This is a genomic window from Flammeovirga sp. MY04 (assembly GCF_001682195.2).
Lineage (GTDB): Bacteria > Bacteroidota > Bacteroidia > Cytophagales > Flammeovirgaceae > Flammeovirga > Flammeovirga yaeyamensis.
In genome coordinates, this window is sequence record NZ_CP003562.2 from 1 (window position 1) to 22,066 (window position 22,066).

The window sequence follows — 22,066 nt, forward strand, 5'->3', positions numbered from 1 at the left end:
CTATAAAAACCTTTATTTGTTAAATGTTGAAATTTATAGACACACTCAAAAAAGTATTTAAATTGTAACTATAGAGACAATAAATAATATTGTAATTTATCACCTTTGTCACTCTGCATAGTAAATTAAAAACGATTTAAGTATAGATTAAATCATAGAGATTTATTGTTTGGGAGGTTAGCTATTTTAGTTACACTTCCTTTTTGTTAATCAACTGCTTGCTAAAAGTAGTAAAAACCTGAGTATTAACTGTCGCAATACTCGGGTTTTTTTATTCAGCAACTATTTTACAATTACGCCAGTAGTTTTATTAATTCACAAATAATCTAACCTTACTATCTCTATATTAAAGGCAAGAAATACCCAACATCTTACAAATAATATCAATTGTTCTTATGATTACTAATCAAAAGATTATAAAGTAATAAATTGGCTTTTAGATATTTAATCTATGATATAAAATGTTTCTTTCATTTTAATCAAGATAGATATTCCAAAATAAATTAATAAAGTAACAATAAATGAATTTTAAAGGTAAAAATTATTGCTTCACAGGTGGTTTAGCAGAATTAAAACGAAAAAAAGCTGAACAAGAAGTAATTCTTAGAAATGGCAACTCACAAGTTCTAATTAATCAAGATCTAGATTATCTCGTTGTTGGGTCAATAATCCCAACAGATTGGGAAATAGGTAATTATGGAAACAAAATTTCCAAAACAAAATTATTAATTAAAAATGGTGCAAACATAAAAATTGTTTCTGAAATGGAGTTCATGGAAGGATTAGAAAATGTTTCACCTGTAAATATTAATAATGTATTACATAGTAAATTGTTGATTGTACGATATGAAGCTTTATTTGAAGATGGTCATCTTGATATAGATAACCTTGAAAAATTTATTACTTCAATACATAATAAATACGACGCTCATGTTTCTGCATCCATAGAAAATCCTTTTATTTATAAAGACTTATATAATAAATTTTCAGACCCGCAAATAATTTCAGAATCTCTTTTTTTTCAATGTAGAATAGTTAAAAAATTTAGTATTTCTACAAATAGTGAATTTTTTTTAGATACTGTAATTAAAGGTTTTGAGTCTATAATAGGACTTGCTGGAGATATTACTTGGTATGAAAAAACGGAAGGTACTGAATATTATTTCAACCTTTTAAATGAAATTCCTTTAAGGACAAAATTACAATAATCTTCCTCTTATCTAATGGGATGAAAGACTATTTATTTCAACTATGTAATAGAAAATCTTTAATGAACAGATACATTGTATTACAAAAGAGGGTTAGGCTAATGTTTGACCCTCTCTTTGTAGGTAATTTTTGTTAAATGTTAACTATCAGAAAACAAGAGCACTTGAAATATCCTTCTATAGATATTCTATCATATTTTCTTTAGTATTAGAATCCCCATAGTTACAAGTGGTATCTATTATAAACATTAGACGAATATTAAAATAGATATTTCTTTTTAGAATATTATTAGGAGATTGGGTTTACAACTTTTTTCAAATAAATCACGTTATATTTTTATCTTTTGAAGATCTTTTTCTAACTGTTCAATTTTTTTCTATGTAAATACAACTATTCCAATTAAACTTAAGTGCTTCAAAATTCTAGTTTATTTAAATCCTACAAAAAAACTGAATAACACTTTTAGCAAAACTATCCCAAGAATCATCTATTAATATTCTTTTAATATTTTTACGAAAATTAAATTTTACATTATTATTAAAATATTTTTGAATAATATTTTTTAATTCTAAACTACTATTTTTTTTAAGGATATAACCATTAATACCATCATAAACAACTTCCCCTAGTCCACCAACATCTGTTACTATTATTGGTAAATAGTAATTAAACGCAACCGATGCTATTCCACTTTGGGTTCCGGTTCTATATGGAAGTACACAGACATCACTAGCACTAAAAAAAGTAGCAACATCTTTATCATTTATATAATAATTATGAACATAAATATCTTTATATCGCCCTGATTGATCTATCAACTTTTGATAAGAAGCAAAATCTCCATAACATTCACCAGCTATAACTAATTGATAAGTATCATCCAACTTTAAAAATGCTTCAATAAGCATATCTAAACCTTTATAAGGTCGAATAAAACCAAAAAATAAGATTGTCTTTTTATGAGGAGAAATATTCAATTTAAAACGAGCTACTTTTTGATTAATGATAGAACCAAAATGTTCATAATTAGGGTGAGTTAACTGAATATGTGTATTTTTAGGATAAATAGTGTTCAAATCATTAGAAACAGAATAACTCATTGTAACAAAACCATCATTCTGTTTTAAAAAAAATTTAGTTAGAACATTATCAATAAATCTTTTTTCATGTGGTTTCACATTATCCAAAATAGTTACCACCTTTATATTAGAGTCAATAAATTTAGCTATTATCCCAAATGGTATAGCAAAAAATGGCATCCAATATTTCATTAATAAAATATCAGGTTTGTAATTATTTATATGTTTAATTGTTTCTATATAAGTATATGGATTTATCGTATCAAGAACTTCCACACTCTCAATTTTAATCGCATTTTCATCTTTTTTTGTAACATATTGTGTTTTACCTGGAAATAAACATTCAGGATATTGTCGTGAAAAAGTAAAAGCTTTTACATCATGCTCTTTTTTAAGTGCATAATATAATGAAGCATTAAACTGAGCTATCCCTCCTCTTAACGGATAAAACGTTGATAAATAAGCAATTTTCATTATATGTTTTTGTCAATAATATGATTAAATACTTCTTTAGCAGTTATATCATGCATACAACTTTTAGGTCTTCCACAAAAAGGCTCATAATAGCAATCACAACCTGAATCCGGTTGAATAACACTACCTCTCCCGTACATTTCAAATTCATGGACATTAAATATATTATTTAATAGTACTAACTTTTTCTTTAATCCAATTGCAACATGCATCATAAAAGTCACCTGAGAAACAATAATATCACAAGAATCAGATAACGCTATAAATTCTTTAATGCTAAATGTTCCCGGATAATAACATCCAGTTTTTGTTGATAAAATTAAATTTTGTTCATCTTCATCTTTCCCTCCTAAAACCATTACGAAAAAACCATGTCTCTGAAGTAAATTAATCAACCTGATCCATTTCTCTTCTGTCCATTGTCTTGTAAGCCACCTTTTTCCGCTTCCAGTATTCAAACCAATAATTTCTTTACCTGAAGATTTAGACAACAATGTATTTCCCCAGATATTTTTTAATGATTCATCAACATTAATATAATACTCCTCATAATTGAATTTTAAATGACAGATTTCAAATATTTCTTCTAGATAACTTTTAGTATTTTTTTTTGAAAAATCATCAAATAAACCTGTTAATATTTTGTGTTTAGCGGAACTAGTTTGTGGATAAATATGACCATTATGTGCAGTAAAACCATACTTTTCTTTAGAATTAACCTCTTTAAAAAATAAACAAACTTCTATATCTTTATCTAAATTAATTGCAATATCAAAAGACATTTTCAATACAGAAAATATCGTTACTCCATTAAATTTATATACAATATCAATTTCGTTATCGGGTAATACCTCTGGATATAACGTTACCCATGTAAATTGAGCGTCAGGGTATATTGACTTATACCGCCTCAAAAGAGGTGTTGTTCTTAGTACATCTCCTCTTGCTCCTAATTTTATGATTAATATTTTTTTTGAAATCTCAATATAATCATCACAAGATCCTCTACAATCTTGATCTCTAAGTTTATTTGGCAAACACGGTATATTACCTTTAAAATGTTTACAATTATATTTAATATTCATTTTTATTATTCAATAACAGTATACAGATACTTAAGCAAAAAATACATCTTGAAGGTGTTTAGCACATACATAGTCAAGCAGAACTTAAAACTATCCTCATACAAAACCACATTTTGTAAAGAGAGGCAAAATGCTAACTTATAGAAACTAGCTAACAGAATAATTAATACGCTTTTATTATCCCCGATGGCACTCATTACAACAATAGTAACAACCATCTACCGAGGGGTACATAACACTTGCTCTCGAAACCGCTTCAGCACAGCTTGAAAACAGCCCTAAATAAAATCTATTTCCTGCTGATGGCAATCTCGAACAAAACTCACTATGCACCTCATGCTCTCCACTAGATTGTGGATTCTTATTAACATAATACCTCTTCATAAACTTTAATTTAAATACTGCGAATACCACAATTTAGATTCAAAAAATACTAATTTTAGTAATCTTAATTACATTTTATATAATTAAGATCTATTAAATTCGTCTCCTCATAATGAACTCGTGCACTATTTAATTTATGATTAAAGAGAGTCTACTTTATGGAATCTCTTTTTAGAGACTCTTGGAAAATAGATTCTAGCACCCATTAAGATTTTAAATCTATTTTGATGGGTATTTTTTTGATCTTCACTTTGAATCTTATTTCAATCAGAAGATGTCATCTTATCATTGTTGCTGAAACCGCACCTTCTTGATTGTCCGTAATTTATCTCTTTCTTTTCCACTCAAATGGACTAACCCAGTATCTAAAACTTCCTGAAGTTGATTTAACCCCTTCTTCAACAGATAAAGCATTGAACACTTTCTTTTTCTTGTGAGTTTATATCCTTTTCTACGACGTTTTGAATAATTTAAATACTTTTCTTTCTGTTCTCTATATTTACTCCTAGGGCGTTTTAATTTAAGCTCTATACAAAAGTTTCAGATCTGTAGGATGTCTTATATCACTTTCATAACAAGTAGCATCCATCAGTAATAAATTAGAAAATTCAATATCTCCTTTCCAATGTTCCAATAGGGTAAATTGGAGTTCATTCATATCAACATTAGAGGAAAGGTAAGTGCGAATGCTACTAGGTAAAGTAATATCTTGGATCACTTCGTGATCTCCTAAAAGTCGAAAGCAAAACATCTGATAAGCCCAATCTGTATTTAATCTTTCAACTAATTTTTCATCGCTTAAATCAGAATAGAATTTCAAAAACATTAGTGCTAGTTTACCTTTATTATTGAGCCATGATTTTCTGCCTACTTGTTTTCAGTTAGTTACCCTATTAGCAAGACACCACAAACAAAAACATCCTAAATGAGTGTCATTTAGGATGGATGTTTGTTTGTCAAAACAAATAGAGAATAATTAATTTTTATCTAACTTATTTTTAACCTAAAATGAATAGGGGAAAAAATCTCCCCTTTCAATTAATTAACCCATAGTATAAAAAATATATTATTATTTCAATAACAAAATTTACTACACTTTGTACGTGCACAATATATCTATTTAATATAGAAATAATTGTCTTCTCAATTACATTTAATTTTTCATCACCAATGCCTCCTCTATTTTGACTTTTTATTTTTCAAGATCTTCCAATTCCACTTTTTTCGCAATTATTATTATATTCCATGAATTACAAAAGACTAACTAAGACCATGTAAAATACATGGCCTTAACTTTAAAAGTAAACTATCTACACAAAATATCCTATCAACTAAGACATTGAAAGCCAATACAAATATGGACAAAAAACAATCTCTTGTAAGCCTGCTAAACTATTTAATAACTAAAACTAACTACTTCAAATTCAAACAAATATATATTTATTATATATGAAAATTTGTAACCACAAATACATTACGTTTTGTAAATTGAATTTTAGATGACATATCATTGACTAAACATCCTTCTCATTTACTAGTTATATGATGTTCATTCGGAACTTCTTCCCTAAAAAACATATATACTGTGAAAAATGAAAGGGGGAAAAATTCCCCCTGTCAATTAGCTTAAAAAACTATTATTTTTTAACTAACTTTGCTATACTGTGTCCACAATTTATCTATTAAATACATAAATAATTGTTCTCTCAAATACATTTCATTCTTTTTTGTAAGTTGTTATAACGGTAGGGCAATTGTTAAAAACAACAGATTTCAAATCCTTTCCTTTTGCTTGAATTATTTTATTTTCAACACTTAATTTAAACGCTTTAATTTTGCCCACAGCATTTTGTGTAATATATAATTCATTGTCTTCTAATAACTCAATACCATCCACTGACTCAATACCATTTGTTAAAAGGTATGGTTCTAAAGAAAACAATGGAATCGCATACAACTTCCCTAAATTGTTGTGTCCTACAATCAAACTATTTGTCGACTTGTGATAATTAATACCAGTAAATCCTAACTCACCACTCAAATTTGCATTTAAATCTTTCATGATATCTAATACAGATACTTTATAGTTGTTATCTACCTTAAATATTTCTGAATTACCAAAAGAATTAGTAACATAAATATTACTTTCTTTATCTATTGTTATATCGTTTAGGAATATTCCATTATTAAGAGATACATATTTACCCAAATCAAGTATTTTCATTAACCCTCCTGTTTTCAAATCAAAAACTCCTAATTTTGCCAAAACTCCAACAGTATTGATAGATGACTTTTCTCCTATTCCAAGATCAGAACAAACAACAATTATCCTATCATTCTTTTCATCAACATGAATCCCTGTAATACTCACAAAACCATAATTCTCCGTTACCAAATCTGTATACTTACCACTAATTGGATCAAAAGTTTTTATTCCACCGTTATTAAAAGATCCTATAATAAATCGATTATTTTTTTCATCAAAATCAAAACTTTCCGGATAATAAGACTTATTATTTAGAATATATTTTATTTTACTAGGCGAAGACAAAATAGAAGCAAAATTAGGATTAATATTTTCATCTTTATTATCACATGAAAAAAACACACAACCTATCAGATTAATTATAATTAGACCTCTCATTTTTATTAAAAATTATTTCGCCACCTTGTTATATATCAACCTAGGTACACATATCAATGAATAATTTATGACTATATACCAAATATATACTTTAACCATATTAATAAATGTATGTAGATGCACGATTAATTTTATGTCAGTTTCTTCATATCTCGAGAGAGCTTATTGAATATTTTACATATATCAGAACTATTATAAATAAAGGACTCTTGGATAATCGATTTATTCACATTGAAATCGTTAAATTTTATTTTTATAAATAGTCATATTTACACTGTTGTTATATTTAATATAAGTTTTTAAAATCCATTCTGAAACCTCCCTATGAATAGAGTCAAGCGACTGCAATATTTCATAATTATAACAACCAACTTAGTATCCTTTGTCAATAAAACTTGATCACTAAACCATATAGTAATTCACAGATAATATAATTATACGAAAAAGGCTAGTTTATTGATAAACTAGCCAATAAAATCATTAGTATAATTTACCAAAATTTTATTCCATTTTGCGACACTTACTTACACGCTCTACAATAGTAGCACTAAAAAACAAGACTTTGACACCTTTTGTTCAATATTAGTAAAAATGTAAGAGGGGAATCTCCCCCCTTGCAAAAACTTTATTTACTATAACTTGTTAACTTGTACTAATCAAAAGTATCCATTATGAAACATAATTTTTGTACTCTCAAATACATTTTATAATCAATGAAGTTAAATTATTTCACTACTTTTTTATAAACATAATGTGACGTACCTGTTCCATAAGTATTATCTGTTGCTTCTACAATAAGTTGCTGATTATCATTTAAGTATATTCTATCTTTGTTCTCCTTTATAATTTTAGAATAATTTAAAAGCATGTTTTCATAATTCAATTTTGATACATCATTTTGAATCACTTCAACATTAATCTCTCCTGTATCAGAATTTTGAATATCTTCTGCACTTAGATCATCTGCTGCAAATGGAGCTGCCATTATTGCTCTAATTTCAGCCATATAAAATTCCGCACTTGGAATTAACCCCCAAGAACCAGGAACTCCTGTTGTTGCTTCTTGATAATCCCCAATTTTTTTCTCTAATGGATCCCCAGAATCTTTAAATTTTACTTTTAAAGAATACTTTTTATCCAATTTTTCAAAAGATAACGTCATTCCAAAATCAAGAGCCTGTTTACCTTTTTTTATAGTAGTTACTGCATACAAATCTTGAGAAGCTGCCGCTTTTTTCATTTGTGATGAAGGAACAAACTCTACTAGTTCCCACTTACTGGTTACAATGGTTTCAAATGTTGAGTTAGATACAACTGCTAACTCTTTCCTTGTGATTTCTTGACGCTCCTTCTTCGTTAATTCTTTAGGAGCTACTGTTTCATCTTTTTTACAAGAAAATACTGTTAGTGCTAAAAATAACACGGTGATAAAATTTTTACGATTCATTAGTTTCATAACTATCTATTATTGTTTAAAAAAATAAGACTTATAATGAGGTTGTCTTTTTTCATTTTCTTTTTTTATTCCCTGCAAACCAGGAATGACTAGATCATTATCTACCTTTTCGATATACAATACTAATTCAGATTTTGATAAAAGCTTTTCATCTATTATTTCTGCATCTATAGTATAATATCCATACGATGCACCCGCATTTATCTTTACCTTATCCTGAAATCTAAATCTCACACCGAGATTATTTTTACTTTTAGATATTTCCTCATTAAGGCTAACGATTATAGGTATATCTATCGGTTCATTAATTAGTATGCTATCTAACCAAACTATTTTTTTTTGTTGCACTGATTGATCAAACTTAATAAGTTGTTGTTCGTCACTCAAACTTACAAAAGGAGGTCCCTTGTAAACCTTATCAAATAATTCCTGATTACAAGAACTAATTATTATTACTAATAATATATATAATTTTCTAATCATCGATATAGGGGTTTGAATTAACTTCGTCCAAAGGAATATCAAAAGTATATTTATCAGACTTTGGTATTAATTTATTGCCATTTGCCCTTTCTACAACAATATCAAGTTTATCTGATATTCTTTTTAAATCATAGAAACGAAGTCCCTCTTGAAAAAACTCTTTTCGTCTTTCTTTGATAATATCATTTAAACTCAAATTCATCAAAGGCTTAACTCCTCTAGAGGTTCTTAACTGATTAAAAACAGTTAACGCTTCTTTTTCATTAGTTTTCAAAACTGACTCAGCATATATTAAATACTGTTCGGCAAGTCTAAAATACTTATAATTAAGCATCAAAGTTTCCTTATCATTATTGCTATTCTTAATGTATAAATACTTTAATGGCCTACGTGTGTTTGAATGAATATATTGATCTTCTATACGTATATCTTCTTTATCAAAGGTATTTACAAAATTTGAATTCAAAACTACGTTATTAGTTTCATACTGTTGATGATAATCTAATAATGCTCCTGCTTCGGAATCTGATAAATTATGTGTCATAAAAATAACTTCATTATTTTCTAAATCATATTGATTCCCCCAAAGCTTCCAATAATCTTTTTTATCTAAGAGTGGTATATTTATAAAATATCCTGCATATTTTTTTGCTCTTTTATAATCTCCTTGATATAACGCAATTCGTCCAATTAGAGCCCTTACTGCATCTAGATCAAACAGATATTGTTTATCTAATTTTGCAGGTTTAAAATCAGATAACAATTCTTCTGCCTTTTCTAAATCATTATGTATTTGTAGAAATACATCTTTTAACGAAGCTGGTGATAGATATTCTCTGTCTAATTTCAATTTTAGCGGAATAGTTAAAAGACTTTCATTGACTTTGTTATATGCCGGAGCATATATATAGACCAAATTAAAAAAGAACCAGGCTCTTAATCCCAAAGCCTGAGCAAGAATATGATCCTTTTGGGTTTTCTCTTCATCATTCTTAACGTGAACAATGCTATAATTATCAATAATTACATTTGTTTCTGATATTAATTTATACTGATTCCTCCATATGGAAGGTTGAGGCTGAGAGTGGTAATTCCATTGATAAATATAATAATTTGTTGGTGCATATCCTTCAATAACATGAGTGTAATCATCAGTAGCATAATCTGTCGCTGACACATTCATTAAAGGACTGGTCAAAGAATAATATACTCTATTTAAAGCCATCTGATAATCTATTACCCTATCAAAAGCCCTTTCTGTGGATACTACATGATCAGGAGAAATATCAATAAGTGAGCACGCATTAACAAAAATAAAGACAAATAATATAATACTTCTCATCATTCAATTACTTAAAAAGTGACATCAATACCTAAAGTATAAGAAGGGAGCAACGGTTGCCCTATACCTGTAACCTCAGGATCTATACCTTCATATTTTGTAAAAGTAAATAAGTTATTGCCCTGGACTGTAAGCATAATATTACCTGTGTTTTTAAGTTTAAAATATTGCTGTAAATTATATCTTATCGTCACATTTTTTACTCTCAAATAACTGGCATCTTCTAAGAAGATAGAATTCGGAGTATTACTTGAAAAGAATTTTGGATACGGATATGGTTTTACATCACCCGGGTTTAACCATATTTGCCCTAAAAAACCTCTAAATGGAACTTCCCCATTTTTTGTATTTTGAATCATTCTACTTTTTAATTTATTATAATTTACTCCTCCTATACCATAACTCAACAATAAAGAAATTTCTAAATCTTTATAATTGATTACATTAGTAAAACCGCCTACAAAAGGGTGATCATATGCACCAAAACCTACTAACTGGGGAGCATTGTTATCTAAAACCAAACCACGATTCTCTGTGTAAAAAACAGGCTGCCCATTTAAAGAGTTGACTCCGCCCCAATGTTTGACAAAAGCTGAATTTATAGGTTCTCCTAATTTGAAAAGCCCTTCTGTTCCCACCTGAATCTGGTCTTGTCCCTTTAAATCTGTAACCTTGTTAACGTTATATGCTAAATTAATTCTCGTAGTCCATCGAAAATGGTTTGTTCTAATAGGGACACCATTAAATGAAATTTCAATACCCCTATTCTCTAGTGAACCTATGTTTTGCAGCAGGCTACCGAACCCATTACTGGTTGGTATATTAATATTAGAAAGTAGATCATCTGTCTGTTTCACATATGACTCTATTGTTCCGTAAATACGTTTTTTGAAAATACTAAAGTCAATAGCTGTCGACCATTGTTTTGTTTTCTCGAACCTTAAATCTGGATTATAGAATTCCACCAGATTAATCATTCGTTGACCTCTATAAATATCATTATTGGTAAAGTCATAATATGGCAGTCCCAAAGTTTGTCTAATTCCTCCAGAATTAAAATTCAAACCATAAGAAAATCGAAATTTTAAAAGGTCGAAGACCGAACTGCTGGCCATGAAATTTTCTCCTCTCAAATCCCAAGCTATACCAACCCCATATGCACCAACAAACTGTTCACCTTTAGGTAAAATAGATGAACCATCAAACCTTATAGATCCTACAATATCATATTTGGACAAATAACTATAAGAGAATTTACCCGCTAGACCAATTAAGGCATCTTCATATTTTGTATTGTTTATTGTTGCTTGAGGATTTGCTCCTATCGAAGGATCTACTTTTTCGGAGATACCATTACTTAAATATCCAAAAGACCTGTTTTGATTATTAATATATTCTCCTCCCAAGTTAACAAATAGAGTATGTTTATCTAAAGTCTTCCTTAATTCATAACTTAGATTCACTCTATTTCTCATGAAGGAGGATTTATTTTTAGATATTTTTCCAGACTTCTGTCTATCGGTTACCCCTTGATCATTAGGTAGTGATACTGTTGTGTTTTCACCTTCTCTATATGCTAATCCATATTCCAACTTAATTTTAGTATCTCTTATTCTATAAGTTACTTTAGGATTAATATTAGATCGCCAGTGAATATTTTTTCTATAATTATTAAACAATTCATCAAAAGGATTTTTAAAATTCACCCCTCCATTATTGGTATTTCTCGCTATAAAAGACGTATCCGATGGCGTCTCATATGGTTGAAGTGTATAAATTAACCTAGCAGGACTAGTTAACGATTTTGAGCGTTGACTTCTTGCCACTGAAACATCAACACCTAAAGAGAAATTATCATTTAAATTATGATCAAGGCTAAAACGAGTAGAAAAACGTTTTGCCCATGAATTTTCATACCCTCCTTCCTCTTCAAAATAATTTGCGGAAGTAAAATATCTTGTCCCATAAACCCCTCCTGACATACTCATCTGTAGATCTTTTACATGACCTACTCTAGAAAGTTCTTTTAACCAATTAGTATTAATATCTTCTAATTCTTTATATTTTTCTTCTTTATACTCTTTCACAGGTAGTAAATCTCCTGCCTTAGGTGAATAAATATATCCGAAACCATTAGTAATCTCTAGTTCTTTTTCTAAAGCTAATTTTTCTCTCGAATCCATTAAAGATATTCCACCAAGCCCTCCAATTGGGCGTATAGTATGATTATACCTTACATTATAATTTGTTTTACCAATTATCCCCCTTTTAGTATATATTTCTATTACACCATTGGCTCCCCTTGTTCCGTATTCCACAGTAGACAAACCATCTTTCAAAACCTTAACTTCTATAATATCATAAGGATTAATTGTAGAAAATATTTCTGAGGAAATAGGTATTCCATTTAAAATATATAATGGTTCATTCGCAGTATTAAAAGTAGAAAGTTTCTCATCTACTGACCGTACTCCCAAAGAATTATTACCACGTATTCTAAGTTGGGAAGGTTCTCCAGGTTCTCCATTGACCTGAACAGCCAAACCTGAAACTTGCCCCTGTAACAGCTGTTCAAAAGATGCCGATGGCGTTCCCGAAGAAAATACACTTGCATCCACCCTATCTACAGAACCTGTAATACTTCTAAAATCTTTTTGGTTTTCTCCAAAAATAACTACTGATTCAAGGTTTTCTAATGCTGGATTTAATTGAACATCTATAATGGTCCGCTCTCCTACTGTTATAGTATACTCCTCATAACCAAGAAATGAAAACTGTAAAACTGTATTCTTCGTTAATCCTATTAGCTTATAATTTCCTTCATAATTAGTTACGGTACCTTCTCCTGTTTCATGAATAATTACATTAGCCCCAATTAAAGGTTCTCCAGTTTCTGAATCCGTAACAATACCTTTTACTTTTATTACATCTTGAGCAACCAATAATTGAGTAATTAAACAAAGCAGACATTTAAGAAATAGAATTTTATTTATATCGATTGTTTTCATACCTCCGGACTTAATAAAAATATTTTCACTTTTTGTATGTCTAAATATTTTTTAGCTAGTCTCATTATTGATTTTTGAGAAACTACTTCTACCTGTTTGTTATATTTCAAATAATTTGTTGTTAATTTTCTTTTATCGGACAACAATAAATCCACCCAATAATTATTTCTCGCCAATGCCCTCTCCCTATTTTTAATCGTAGCCTTTTTGACTTTTTCAAGATCCTCCAATTCCACTTCTTTTTTCAAATCATCTACAATTTGAAGTGCCACTTTCTGTAAAGCACTCGCTTGATTAGGATCACAAGTAAAAATAATACTAAATTGATACTGGTTGAACGGCTTATCCAATACTTTACTATATGCAAACGGTGAATACGTCCCTCCCAATTCTTCTCTTAATTTCTTTGTCAAACGAATAGTCATCAGATCACTTAACAATTGCATTTTTATTCTGTTCAACTGCCCATTTGCATACTTGCCTTGGAATCGAATAACTACTTTCGACTTTTCAGACTTACCTCTGGCTACTTCAGTAGAAATCTTCTTATTCAATACTTTCAATCCTCTGTCAATACATTTATTTGGAATTTTATCACCCGGAAGCCCTCCAATATATTTATCAATTAATGGTTGAAAAGTTTTCAAATTAATATTTCCAACAAATACAAAACGCATTCCCCTAACAGAGCGAAAACGAGACACATAAAACTCATAAGCATCATCCAAACTTAATGCCTCAATCTCTTCTTGAGAAAGTAATGTAGCTACTCTTGGATGATGGTTATACAACGTCTTATTGATCACATCCGCAAAGTATTTATTTGGGTTATTTAACCTGTTCTTATTGTACTCTTTTTTATTTAAAATAAATCTATCAAACTGATCCTTATCTTTTCTTGGGGCAGTAAACTTTAGATAAATTAGTTGCATCATAGTTTCAAAATCTTCAACTGTTGATTTACCTCCAATAGTTTCAGAAAACCGATTGATGTTTACACTAACAGAAGCATTCTTATCACCTATCAATCTTTCAACCTGTTGTTTATTATATCTCCCAAGCCCGCCCAATTGTACTAATGATGCGGATAATGATGCATTATTAAACTGCTCATCAGAAGCCCTGGAATACCCCCCTTCTCTGGAACCCATAAATTGAATTTCATTATTTTTTAAAAGCGTCGGTTTAATCACAACTTCAGCTCCATTCTCATAAGTCAATGTTGTTGTACCTAATATTTCATCTGTACTCGTTATTAACAACCTACCTATTTGAGGTTCTTTTTCTATTAAAGGACCAGATAACTCCTCTGCAGAATAAGGTTCTAAACTATCATAGTCAACATTATCCAATGCAAATTTAATTTTCTCATTAGAGGGTATGTTGACAGATGTTGGAGCAGATACAAATATTACTCTATTAGCATTCTTGTTATTTATATACTGATTTGCTAATTTTTCCACATCTTCTTTACTAATAGTATTTATTGCCTTTACAAATAACTCATGTCTTAAATCAGAGGTTATACATTCTTGATTGGATAAAACCTGTTCCATTAATTGCTCCATTAATTGAGCTGACTTCAAGGTGTTTTTCTCCAAACCCTCTGTTTGAATGTCCTTAGCTAAAATAGCCCTTTTTCGTTCGAACTCTCCTTGTGTAAAACCATATTTTTTAACTCTATACAACTCATTCATCAAACCTTTGATTCCTTCAATAATACTTCCCTCCTTTACTGAAGCAGTAGATATATATCTATCTTTATCTCCTGAACCCTCCGATATATACGATGAGGCAAACATAAAAGGAGCATCTTTTATGTTTGACTTTTCTTCCAATCGTTCATTGATCATATAAGTATACAAGATGTTAGCTACCTTTATTTTAAAGGCATTTAACGTTTGCTCTTTTCTTTTAGGAATTTTATTGATGATTCTAATTGTAGTAGATGTAATTTCTTTATCATTAATTCTTTTAATAAGGGTATTGTCGTGATTGTTAACACCATAGTATACTCTTTCTTTTGTTTTCACCGGATTATTTATTGTTTCAAATGTATCTTTAATTCTCTGTTCAATTTCTACTACATCCACATCGCCCACTACTAATAACGTCGCAAGATTAGGACGATACCAATCTTTATAAAAACGTCTCAGTGCTTCCTCATTGCCTTCTTTAAGAACCACTTCATCCATCAACCCTATTGGCAACCTATCTTTGTATCTGGAATTAAAATATAGCAATGGATACATTTCCTGCCTCATTCTATCATTCAAACCCGTAGTGGTTCTCCACTCTTCATGAATAACCCCCCTTTCCTCATCTATATCTTTTTTACTAAGTGTTAATAAACCTCCTAGAATATCTCCAAAGAAATAAAAAGCTTTATCCAGTGTTTCTTTTTCTGTATTTGGAACAGGCAACATATACACTGTTTCATCATAGCCAGTATATGCATTAATATCGTGACCAAATTGCACGCCAATAGATTGAAAATAATCAATCAAACTGTTACCAGGAAAATGTTCTGAACCATTAAATGCCATATGTTCCAAAAAGTGAGCAAATCCTCTTTGGTCCTCGTCTTCTAAAATTGAACCTGCTTTGATAATTAATCTAAATTGCACTTCATCGACAGGTTTATCATTTTTCTTGATATAGTAAGTCATACCATTAGACAACGTGCCCTTTACAATATTAGAACTTCCATTTATTCTCTGTGAAAACGTATTATTATGTAATACACATATCAAGAAGATTATAGCAACATAAATTACTCTTTTTTTCATTAGTTTATCATACTTTTTATTATAGCCACGAATACATAAGGTTAATCGAGACCATGCAAAAAATGCATGGCCTCAACTTAAAACTAGTTCTCCAAATTAAACACTAACAAAACGCTCTCGCCAGGTTTGAAAGTGAGTAATTTAAACAGATAAAACCAGTTCCTTGTAACTTTGTTAAACTACTTATAGCTAAATAAAATACTAGCTACCCATAATGGTAACAAATGTATATTTATTATATATATAAATTTGTAATCAGAAATACATTACACTTTTTTCGTTTAATTCTTTTACCTATTCAAAATTAATTCTTTGAATATTAGGTGAAATTTCTATTTCCTCATCCCATTGATTCACACTTACCCAAACACCTTCTTTTTTAGCATCAACAATTGATAATGGCTTGCCTGTAATCATCCAATTTTTAATATATAATGGACTCAATAGGTGATTATTATTAACCAAATTAGCTTCGAGCAAATAACTTCTTACTACATTTAAGTTCCCCTGAATGACATACAGTGTATCTCCTCTAATTGCACTCAATTCTAAACTTGAAACTTTATTTACTTGATCAAGAATCACATTACAATTATGGTTCCTATCGATTTCAAATATTTTACCAAGGGAACTATGAGCTACCAATAACCTTTGAGATGGAGCATGATATTCAATCCCTGTTAAACCAAATTCTCCAACTTCTGTCTCTTTAATATTGGGTATTGACAAATACAAACTCTTCTCATACAGATATTTTTTAGTACTAATATCTATAAAAGTTTTAATGATATAAATACTAGGTTTTCCAAAACTACTAGTAACAATTATTTCTCCTCTATGAGTAACAATTAAATCACTAATATAAATTTCTTCCCCATTAGATAATGGGGTAAGATCTATAATATCTTGTCTTTCTCCTGTCTGTAAATCATATATAAACACCTTTGCTGTATTAGATTTATCCCTACTAAAATCAATGTTACTATTTGTTGCTACAATTAGTCGAGATAAAAATTCATCAGAATAAATACTAGTTATATAATTGAGGTCGGGGTCTGAAACAAACATCTCCTTAACCCCTGTTTTAAAGTCTAACTTAATTATATCATTTTTTTTCGATCCTATTAAAAGAAATCCTCTATCAAAATCATAATCAATACCTTTGGGAATATATGTAAATTCATTTGCTTCAATCTTATCTTCCTCTTCAATCTTATCTTCCTCTTCAATCAAAGAAACATCCTTATTTCCTCTCTTTTCATCTTGAACCCTTTTATTAGGAGGCTTTTCTTCTTCTTTTTTACAAGAAAAAATAAAAAGCGAAACAAGCAATAATAACATACAAGCTTTCATAGATTTTAATTATGTTTTTTTATTTATATGGATAGAAAAAGTCATCACACAAAATATGATGACTTAATTTTTCCGTTTCAATTCAATTATTGTCAGTACATCTGTGAAAATTCGTGCACTATACATTGATAAATGTCTGAATTCTAAATGAGAATTATTGTCAGTACAAACACAATCATAAAAAACAGTCTTAATTTTTCTTTAACTTCCACCTTTTATGAGACCATAACCAACAAAAAGGATTATTTTTAATATCTTGCTCTAACAATCTAGTATGTTTACATGTTATCTCATTTTTTTTGGATTTATTTGGATTTTCTTCAATTAAAAGAAAATTCAAAGAGTATCTCCCTCTTTCCAATTGTTGAACTCTTAGGTAAATGACAACCATATCTTTTTTCTTTGCGATCACTTCAGGACCACGAAAAACTGCTGTACTTTGATTTAAAAACTTTGTCCACACTACTTTTCTTGAATAAGTAGGCGACTGATCAGCTGCAAAAACCAAAGCTTTCTTTTTTTTTGAAAAACCAAAATTCAAAAAAGTAGGAACTTCATTTTTAGGAACCAACTCCATCCCTGTTTTACTTCTATTATTAAACATTAGCTTATTAATATATCTATCCTTTAAGGGAGAGTATATACAAACAACCTGATGCTTTAATACTTTATTTAAGATCACAGCTATATTTTCCCAATTACCATAATGTCCAGTAATAAGACATATATTTCTATCTTTGTACCGTTCGAAAATACTAGTATCACCAATCTCATATCTCTTCAAGATTTGATCAGCATTTTGTGAAAAAGATTTTAAATTTTCAAAAATAAAATCTGTGAAAAATCGATAGAATCCTACTTCTATTTCCGATAACTCTTTTTTTGTTCTATTAGGAAAAGAATTTTTTAAGTTTTGTCTTACCACATTTACCCTATATCGTATAACATATTGAACTACATATCTAAATACATCCGAAACGTAATACAAAAACTTTAAGGGTAATGACGAAATTGGTACAATAAAAATTAGATATAAAAAATTTGTCATATGATGTTAATATTATTTAATGTAGTTACTTCTATTCCATATTTATCAGTAAATAAAATTTTTATGGAAACTTTTTTGTTTAAAAAATTTTGTTTTGTATCGTATCTAACGCAACTATTATTTTTTATTAAAACTTTAATAATGTAAAGATTTTCTCGGTTTATTATTTTGATATAATCCTCACTAAAGCTATCTACTATCCCACTAAGGACCTGTTGTTTTTTTGAACAGAACAACATATTAAACCACCTCATTGCGTTATACCTTGTTTTTCGTCCTTCCTTCTTAAAGTCCTAAATGAATAAGAAAGATGTTCTATATTTCCAACCATATCTTCTACTTCAACATTCAATACATATTTTTTATTCCTTTTAAATCCTTTTATCACACCAGTATACTCTTGATATGATTTATTATTTATCGAATAACGAATACTAGTAACACTAGTTAAATCATCTGTAGCAGCCAAATACATATTCATATAATAAGGATACTTATCAATATCATTATCTACATAAATTGATTTAACAGAAGGGTGTAAGAATACTTGTGGGCCTTTATTATCAACTGCATAATATTTAACTTTTGTATTTTTATTATTAACTTGATCATAAGCATAAACCGTAACTTTATGATACCCCTCTTTTTTAATACTAATCTGCTTTTCATAACCTGTCTCCACTAAATTACTATCAATGCTATAAGTTATTTTCTGAAGACCTGACTCTTTATCAAAAGCCTTAAAATGCAATTCTGTTTTAGGTGATATATATACAGTATCTTCTTTTAAAAAGGATGGACCATTAATTTTAAAATCAATACTAGGTCCTGTTAAATCTAAATATACTTCATTTACAATATGAGTATATTGATTTACAACACTATCTTCAAATAAATTATCATTCCCTAAATTATCTATGGAATAAAACCTTATTTGATGTTTACCTTGTATTTGAGGTAAATAAAAAGGACTATTGTATATCATATCACCTTGATCATTTATCGAATATCTTACTTCTTTGACACCTGATTTATTATCAACGGCCGTTAATTTCATCTTTGTTCTTCCTGAAAAATAGACGTCTCCTTTTTTTGTTACGTAACGGTCTCCTATAATATCACTTGCTGTAATAGGAGCTGATTTATCTAGAAATAATTCCTGATAATGCATCCTTTCTATATTATCAACACGATCAACGGCATAAAAACTAATTGTATGATACCCATCTGAAAATGGTTTCAATATTATATTTTCTCCATTATTATATGATCTATAATCACTATTATTATCAATGGAATAATATATATTTTTTACCCCTGAGATAGTATCCTTACTGATAAGCTGTATTTTAGTTTCAGAAGAAATAATATTATCGATATGATTTCCTTTTAATACCAACAAAGTATTTGGAGCAGAATGATCAATTGTAAAAATATCTTCTGAAACTTCTTCCCTATTTCCAACATTGTCCATAGCGTAATATTTTATATTATAATCCATTTCTTTCTGAAACACTAATGTATCACTGCATAATGTGAAAGGCTGACCATTTACCGATACATACTGTTCACGAACACCTGACATGTTATCTTTTGATAATAAAAGTGCTTTTGAATTTACTCCGAAGAATAACTTTTTTTGATTTATATCATAATACCTGAAAGGTGATGTAAATTTCAATCTTGATTTCGGCGCAGTACCATCGCTATTTAAAATAAACTTCTGTTCCACCTTTTCAATAGCATCATAATGTTTCAAGACATGTCTTCCTTCACCATCCAAAAAAATAATATTTTTTTGATCTGTAGAAACCAATTGGTGTATTGCTCCAGTTTTATCACCAACATATAAATACACAGGCAAATCTACTTGTTGATAATAATTATTTAATGAATCAACAAAATACCCTTTAGGGCGATCGTTATAATTTTGACCATAAACTATCGAATAAATTAACAATAGTAGCCAACAAAAAATATATTTTTTATACAACATTTAAGATAAACTTTTATACTCCCCATTAAAAAACATATTCGTAGAAAAACCCAATACAATTATATCATCAATTTGATCAACATTGTCTTTCCATTTTTTTATCTCATTTTCAATACTTGTTTTCTGATCGATAAAACTTTGATGTTGAATTGTTTGCAAAAAACTAACCCACCGTCTTAAAGTATATTTCTTAACATTATTTTTATCAAATTGATCTATTACCCCATCCGAAAACATATAAATGTTCTGATTTTCTCTTAACTCCACTTCTATTTGAGAAAACAATTTATTAGCAATTTTATAAGGTCGAATACCTCCAACTCCTAATCTATTTCCTTTATATATTTTCTTTTCCCCTTCTTCATAAACTAGGACAGGGTTATGAGCACCAGAAAACTTCATTATTCTATTTTCGAGATCAAAAACACACAAAGACAAATCCATTCCATCAGTATTCTGTGTTTCTTTTTGTCTTAAAACATTATTAAATTTCTCATGAAGTCTATTCAAGATATCTGATGGTTCTTCTATCTTTTCTTTATTTATTATCTCATCTAAAAGAATTGCTCCTATTAAGGATACAAATGCACCAGGTACTCCGTGTCCAGTACAATCGGCAACAACTAAAAAAATTTTATTATCAGTAACAGATTTCCAAAAAAAATCTCCAGAAACAATGTTCTTTGGTAGGTTAATTAAAAATGCAAAACTATTTATCTTCAAAAGATCTTCCTCCTGATCTAATAACGCTCTTTGAATACAACTAGCATAATTAATAGAGCTACTAATTTCTTTATTCATTTGCTCCAGTATCGCATTTTTATCAGTGATAATTTTACTTTTACTTCTAATAGTTAGAATATGAATATAAGCAAATAATAAAATGACTAATAAACCTACAACAATAACTGATATTAACTTTATTTGAGTTCTACGCTTATTTTTCTCTTCTATTACTTGAAGACGTTTTAAATTAGATTCCTTTTGAATCAACACCTTTTCTTTAGCCAAAGTAATTTTCTCTCTTTCTAAAAAACTATTAGTAGAATCTAAAACAAAAAGACTATCTTTTACATTAATTAGTTCGATAGCTTTTTTCTGCTCAGATATTTCCGCCTTTTGTTTTTCCAATATTACCTCATAAACTTTTTTCTCATGTTGTCTAATTGCCTTATTGACAATTAATTGATGTAATGTTTTATATAAACCAAAATAATGTTGCGATTCATTTATATCGCCCTTTTTTTCATAGGTCTCACTCAACATACCATAAATACTTTTCAGTTTAGGTACATCATTCATTTCCCTAGCCAAAACAAGACCTTTCAGTAACAAATTAATGGAATCATCATATTTCTCTAAAGCATTCAATGTAGTAACAATATTTAATATTGTAGAATACTGACCAATCCGATCCTTCATTAAAACTCTATAATCATAAGAAGCCATAAAATGACTTAAAGCTTCTGCATAAGCTTTTTTGTCTGCATACATCATTCCTAGGTTACTGTGAATCATAGCAATACCATTATCGTTGCCAACCTTCTCGTTCAGTTTCATTGAAAGACGAAAACAACTATCAGCCTGATCAATCTGATAATTTTTCCAATATAAAACAGCCGACTCATTTAAATATCTAGACGCTTCCTTATAATCTTTCATTTTGAGCATTTCCAAATATTGTTTTCGATACGATTCAATTTTACAGCTATCAGA

Annotated in this window: 14 protein-coding genes; 1 reads left to right on the plus strand and 13 read right to left on the minus strand. The window is 29.1% G+C overall.

The genetic code is table 11. The annotated features are described in order from the left end of the window. Positions 1-521: 521 nt before the first annotated feature. Complete coding sequence (locus MY04_RS27710) at positions 522-1,208, plus strand: BRCT domain-containing protein (protein WP_066216869.1); 687 nt, start codon at positions 522-524, stop codon at positions 1,206-1,208. 432 nt (positions 1,209-1,640) lie between these two features. On the opposite strand, the gene MY04_RS27715 is transcribed toward MY04_RS27710, so the two are convergent. The 13 genes from MY04_RS27715 to MY04_RS27775 all read right to left on the minus strand — a co-directional run bounded on the left by MY04_RS27715 (position 1,641) and on the right by MY04_RS27775 (position 22,012). Next, the gene (locus tag MY04_RS27715) at positions 1,641-2,762 is read right to left on the minus strand and encodes a glycosyltransferase (RefSeq protein WP_066216872.1); all 1,122 of its coding nucleotides are present in this window, start codon (positions 2,760-2,762) and stop codon (positions 1,641-1,643) included. Continuing rightward, on the minus strand, positions 2,762-3,847 hold the full coding sequence (locus MY04_RS27720) for a glycosyltransferase family 9 protein (protein ID WP_066216874.1): 1,086 nt from the start codon (positions 3,845-3,847) through the stop codon (positions 2,762-2,764). The genes MY04_RS27715 and MY04_RS27720 overlap by 1 nt, the downstream gene beginning before the upstream one ends. A 904-nt stretch (positions 3,848-4,751) precedes the next feature. Beyond that, on the minus strand, positions 4,752-5,057 hold the full coding sequence (locus MY04_RS27725; RefSeq protein ID WP_066216876.1) for a hypothetical protein: 306 nt from the start codon (positions 5,055-5,057) through the stop codon (positions 4,752-4,754). Positions 5,058-5,948: 891 nt separating this feature from the next. After that, positions 5,949-6,875 carry a hypothetical protein gene (locus MY04_RS27730; RefSeq protein WP_066216878.1) on the minus strand — a complete coding sequence of 309 codons (927 nt, stop codon included), beginning with the start codon at positions 6,873-6,875 and terminating at the stop codon, positions 5,949-5,951. 724 nt (positions 6,876-7,599) lie between these two features. Beyond that, positions 7,600-8,331: a hypothetical protein gene (locus MY04_RS27735; protein WP_158297965.1), complete on the minus strand. Its 732-nt coding sequence runs from the start codon at positions 8,329-8,331 to the stop codon at positions 7,600-7,602. Between the two features lie 9 nt (positions 8,332-8,340). Continuing rightward, positions 8,341-8,814 (minus strand): hypothetical protein, encoded by a 474-nt coding sequence (locus MY04_RS27740; protein WP_066216885.1) that lies wholly within the window; start codon positions 8,812-8,814, stop codon positions 8,341-8,343. Then, the gene (locus MY04_RS27745; RefSeq protein ID WP_084006206.1) at positions 8,807-10,159 is read right to left on the minus strand and encodes a RagB/SusD family nutrient uptake outer membrane protein; all 1,353 of its coding nucleotides are present in this window, start codon (positions 10,157-10,159) and stop codon (positions 8,807-8,809) included. The genes MY04_RS27740 and MY04_RS27745 overlap by 8 nt, the downstream gene beginning before the upstream one ends. Before the next feature lie 8 nt (positions 10,160-10,167). Further along, entirely contained in the window at positions 10,168-13,164 is a 2,997-nt protein-coding gene (locus tag MY04_RS27750) for a SusC/RagA family TonB-linked outer membrane protein (protein ID WP_066216891.1), read from the minus strand. After that, the gene (locus tag MY04_RS27755) at positions 13,161-15,953 is read right to left on the minus strand and encodes a M16 family metallopeptidase (RefSeq protein WP_066216893.1); all 2,793 of its coding nucleotides are present in this window, start codon (positions 15,951-15,953) and stop codon (positions 13,161-13,163) included. The genes MY04_RS27750 and MY04_RS27755 overlap by 4 nt, the downstream gene beginning before the upstream one ends. 294 nt (positions 15,954-16,247) lie before the next feature. Then, complete coding sequence (locus MY04_RS27760) at positions 16,248-17,306, minus strand: hypothetical protein (protein ID WP_066216896.1); 1,059 nt, start codon at positions 17,304-17,306, stop codon at positions 16,248-16,250. 190 nt (positions 17,307-17,496) lie between these two features. After that, positions 17,497-18,354 carry a lysophospholipid acyltransferase family protein gene (locus MY04_RS27765; protein ID WP_066216899.1) on the minus strand — a complete coding sequence of 286 codons (858 nt, stop codon included), beginning with the start codon at positions 18,352-18,354 and terminating at the stop codon, positions 17,497-17,499. Positions 18,355-18,604: 250 nt separating this feature from the next. Further along, complete coding sequence (locus MY04_RS27770; RefSeq protein ID WP_066216904.1) at positions 18,605-20,350, minus strand: OmpL47-type beta-barrel domain-containing protein; 1,746 nt, start codon at positions 20,348-20,350, stop codon at positions 18,605-18,607. After that, on the minus strand, positions 20,351-22,012 hold the full coding sequence (locus MY04_RS27775) for a SpoIIE family protein phosphatase (protein WP_158297966.1): 1,662 nt from the start codon (positions 22,010-22,012) through the stop codon (positions 20,351-20,353). Between the last annotated feature and the right edge of the window lie 54 nt (positions 22,013-22,066).

Coding starts and splice junctions, on each gene's coding strand:
- MY04_RS27710 (WP_066216869.1), top strand. CDS start 522: ATGAATTTTAAAGGTAAAAATTATTGCTTCACAGGTGGTTTAGCAGAA.
- MY04_RS27715 (WP_066216872.1), bottom strand. CDS start 2,762: ATGAAAATTGCTTATTTATCAACGTTTTATCCGTTAAGAGGAGGGATA.
- MY04_RS27720 (WP_066216874.1), bottom strand. CDS start 3,847: ATGAATATTAAATATAATTGTAAACATTTTAAAGGTAATATACCGTGT.
- MY04_RS27725 (WP_066216876.1), bottom strand. CDS start 5,057: ATGTTTTTGAAATTCTATTCTGATTTAAGCGATGAAAAATTAGTTGAA.
- MY04_RS27730 (WP_066216878.1), bottom strand. CDS start 6,875: ATGAGAGGTCTAATTATAATTAATCTGATAGGTTGTGTGTTTTTTTCA.
- MY04_RS27735 (WP_158297965.1), bottom strand. CDS start 8,331: ATGAAACTAATGAATCGTAAAAATTTTATCACCGTGTTATTTTTAGCA.
- MY04_RS27740 (WP_066216885.1), bottom strand. CDS start 8,814: ATGATTAGAAAATTATATATATTATTAGTAATAATAATTAGTTCTTGT.
- MY04_RS27745 (WP_084006206.1), bottom strand. CDS start 10,159: ATGATGAGAAGTATTATATTATTTGTCTTTATTTTTGTTAATGCGTGC.
- MY04_RS27750 (WP_066216891.1), bottom strand. CDS start 13,164: ATGAAAACAATCGATATAAATAAAATTCTATTTCTTAAATGTCTGCTT.
- MY04_RS27755 (WP_066216893.1), bottom strand. CDS start 15,953: ATGAAAAAAAGAGTAATTTATGTTGCTATAATCTTCTTGATATGTGTA.
- MY04_RS27760 (WP_066216896.1), bottom strand. CDS start 17,306: ATGAAAGCTTGTATGTTATTATTGCTTGTTTCGCTTTTTATTTTTTCT.
- MY04_RS27765 (WP_066216899.1), bottom strand. CDS start 18,354: ATGACAAATTTTTTATATCTAATTTTTATTGTACCAATTTCGTCATTA.
- MY04_RS27770 (WP_066216904.1), bottom strand. CDS start 20,350: ATGTTGTATAAAAAATATATTTTTTGTTGGCTACTATTGTTAATTTAT.
- MY04_RS27775 (WP_158297966.1), bottom strand. CDS start 22,012: ATGAAAGATTATAAGGAAGCGTCTAGATATTTAAATGAGTCGGCTGTT.